The organism is Saccharomonospora halophila 8 (assembly GCF_000383775.1).
GTDB classification, from domain to species: Bacteria; Actinomycetota; Actinomycetes; order Mycobacteriales; family Pseudonocardiaceae; genus Saccharomonospora; species Saccharomonospora halophila.
Window position 1 is genome coordinate 2,601 of record NZ_KB912537.1, and the last position, 3,161, is coordinate 5,761.

Here is a 3,161-nt window from a genome sequence, read left to right on the forward strand (position 1 = left end):
GGGGTCACGTCCGCGACGGCCCGGGTCAGCGCGGCCGACAGCAGCACGGCCACGCCGACGCCGAGCAGCCCGCCTGCGAGCCGCTGTCCGCGCAGGACCTCGACCACCGAGTCGGACGACTCCCGGCCGACCAGCATCAGCACGAACAGGAACAACATCATGATCGCGCCGGTGTAGACGATGATCTGGGTGAACCCGAGGAACTGTGCCTGCTGGGTGATGTACAGCAGCCCGAGGGAGAGCATCGTCAGCACCAGCCACAGTGCCGAGTGCACGGCGTTGCGGGCGAACACCATGCCGAGGGCCCCGGCGAGGGCGAGCGGTCCGAGAATCCAGAACGCGACCGCCTCCCCGGTGGACACCGTCGCCCCGGCACCCTCCTGGGCGAGAACCAGTGCGCTGCCTAGCGTCATCGCCTTGCCTTCTCCTCGGACGTCTCGACCGCCTCGCCGGACGGCACACCCCGGTCCCGGGCGAGTTCGGGGCCGCGGACGTAGTAGTCCTGCTCGTCGTCGCCGAGCCGCATCGGGTGCGGCGGCTGCTCCATGCCGGGCAGCAGGGGCGCGAGCAGGTCCTCCTTGGTGTAGATCAGCTTCTGCCGGTCGTCGTCGGCGAGCTCGTAGAAGTTGATCATCGTGAGGGACCGGGTCGGGCACGCCTCCACGCACAGTCCGCAGCCGATGCAGCGCAGATAGTTGATCTGGTAGTCCATGCCGTACCGCTCACCCGGGGAGTACCGCTCCTCCTCGGTGTTGTCCCCGCCCTCGACGAAGATCGCGTCGGCGGGACAGGCCCAGGCGCACAGCTCGCAGCCCACGCACTTCTCCAGCCCGTCCGGATGCCGGTTGAGCTGGTGGCGCCCGTGGTAGCGCGGCGCCGCGGGGGCCCCGATCTCCGGGTACTCCTCCGTGGACACCTTCCGGAACATGTTCGCGAAGGTGACACCGAAGCCCTTGACGGGATCAAACATCCCCATCGGCGTTCTCCTTACCTGAGGTGACCGAAGCGGGTCGCTTCTGCTCGGTCTTCTGCCGGGCCCGCAGTGCCTTCTGCCGTGGGGTCGTCTCCGGGACCTTCAGGTCCACCGGCGGCACCGGGTAGCCGCCACCGGTGACCGGGACCGAGTCCTCCGGCGGCACCTCCTTCTCGGGCAGCAGCAGCGACAGCAGCACCAGCACCGCGATGACGATGCCGCCGACGACGAGGATCTGACCGGTGGAGATGTCCGCCGAGGTGCGCACGGCCCGGACCGCGGAGATCACCACCACCCAGATGAGGCCGGCCGGGATGAGCACCTTCCAGCCGAGCTTCATGAACTGGTCGTAGCGGAAGCGGGGCAGCGTGCCGCGCAGCCACACGAAGCCGAACAGGACGACCAGCATCTTGCCGAAGAACCACAGCACCGGCCACCAGCCGGTGTTCAGCATCCCGTCGCCGACCGCGGACAGCGGCCACGGCGCCATCCAGCCGCCGAGAAACAGCGTGGTCGCGAACGCCGAGACGATGACCATGTTGGTGTACTCGGCGAGGAAGAACATGGCGAACTTCATCGAGCTGTACTCGGTGTGGAAGCCACCGACCAGCTCCGACTCGGCCTCCGGGAGGTCGAACGGGGCACGGTTGGTCTCGCCGACCATGGAGATCAGGTAGATGACGAAGCTCGGCAGCAGCAGCCAGAAGTACCAGCCGTTCTGCTGCGCGGCGACGATGTCCCCGGTGGCCAGCGACTGCGCGTACAGGGCGACACCGATGATGGACAGGCCCATCGCGATCTCGTAGGAGATCACCTGCGCGGCCGAGCGCAGCCCGCCGAGCAGCGGGTACGGGGACCCGGACGACCAGCCCGCGAGCACGATGCCGTACACCCCGATCGACGCGCCCGCCAGCACGAGCAGCACACTGACCGGCAGCTCGATCAGCTGGAGGACGGTGCGCTCCCCGAAGATGGTCACCTCGGGGCCGAACGGGATGGCGGCCAGACCGATCAGCGCGGGCACCACCGTGATCAGCGGCGCCATGAAGTAGATCTTGCGGTCCGCGGTGTCCGGGATGATCTGTTCCTTGAACGGGAGCTTGATCGCGTCCGCGAGGGACTGCCCCAGGCCGGCGGGCCCGACCCGGTTCGGGCCCGGCCGGTTCTGCATCCGGCCGACGACCTTGCGTTCCCCGACGATCAGACCGACCGTCATGACCGGGCCGATCAACATGACCACGACGACCTTCATCAGGATCAGCCACAGCGGGTCGTCGGCCAGCAGCTCGGCCCGGGTCATCGCCCCGTCCTGCGCCTGCGCGACCAGCGGGGTCACCGCCCGCACCGGACCCTCCACGGACGACACGACGGACGTCAGCGTCGACGCGCTCACCGTTCACCTCCGGCCGCGATCGAGACCTCGGCACCGTGCCCCACGCCGAGCGTGGCGCGGACCGCGGAGCCCGGGGAGTTGCCGGGCAGCCACACCACGCCGTCCGGCAGGTCGGCGACCTCCACCGGCAGGGTGATCGCCCCACGTCCGGTGGACACCGTCACCGTGTCCGCCCCGAGCGACTCGGCGGTGCCCTTCGACACCCGGGCCACCACCCGCCGCGCCGTCCCGGCCAGATGCGGCTCGTCCACCTGCAACGCCCCCTCGTCCAGCAACACCCGCCAGGTGGCCAGCAACGCCCGCCCGTCGCCGGGTGGTGCCGTGAAGGGCACATTCCCTGCGTCTGAGGCCGTGAGGGGCACATTCCCTGCGTCAGATGCAGGGAAAGTGCCCCTCACGGCAACCCTCGCCAGGTCGCCGGCGGCGGCGGCCGGGGTCTGGGTGAACAGGTCGGCGTCCATCTCGACGCCGAGGGTGTCCAGGATGCGGCAGTCCGGCAGGGCGCCGGTGCCCTCCAGGGTCACCGAGAACTCGCGGCGGCGGCCCTCCCAGTTGAGGAAGGTGCCGGACTTCTCGTCCACCGGCGCGATCGGCAGCACCACGTCGGCGCGTTCGGTGACCTCGCTGCGCAGCAGTTCGATGCTGACCACGAACCCACACCGATCGAGCGCCTCGCGCGCCAGTTCCGGGTCGGGCAGGTCCGCCGTCGCGACACCGCCGACGAGCAGGGCGTCCAGGTCGCCGTCGCGGGCGGCTGTCAGGATGCCGGTCGTGTCGCGGCCGGCGGCGTCGGGC

General features: G+C 69.9%; 4 protein-coding genes. All 4 read right to left on the minus strand.

What is annotated here, in order from left to right:
- On the minus strand, nt 1-413 hold a 413-nt coding region (locus SACHA_RS0109895), incomplete at its 3' end, for an NADH-quinone oxidoreductase subunit J (protein ID WP_019809336.1).
- Nucleotides 410-976, minus strand: a complete 567-nt coding sequence (gene nuoI / locus SACHA_RS0109900; RefSeq protein WP_007025113.1) for an NADH-quinone oxidoreductase subunit NuoI — start codon at nt 974-976, stop codon at nt 410-412. The genes SACHA_RS0109895 and nuoI, both read right to left, overlap by 4 nt.
- Nucleotides 963-2,273 carry an NADH-quinone oxidoreductase subunit NuoH gene (gene nuoH, locus SACHA_RS0109905; protein WP_051110168.1) on the minus strand — a complete coding sequence of 437 codons (1,311 nt, stop codon included), beginning with the start codon at nt 2,271-2,273 and terminating at the stop codon, nt 963-965. Before nuoH ends, nuoI begins: the two co-directional genes overlap by 14 nt.
- Nucleotides 2,274-2,362: 89 nt before the next feature.
- Nucleotides 2,363-3,161: molybdopterin-dependent oxidoreductase (locus tag SACHA_RS21350; RefSeq protein ID WP_039738563.1), on the minus strand; the 799-nt coding region annotated here is incomplete at its 5' end.

What these genes read in the sequence shown, in the direction of transcription:
- nuoI (WP_007025113.1), bottom strand. Translation starts at nt 976, where the DNA reads ATGGGGATGTTTGATCCCGTCAAGGGCTTCGGTGTCACCTTCGCGAAC.
- nuoH (WP_051110168.1), bottom strand. Translation starts at nt 2,273, where the DNA reads ATGACCCGGGCCGAGCTGCTGGCCGACGACCCGCTGTGGCTGATCCTG.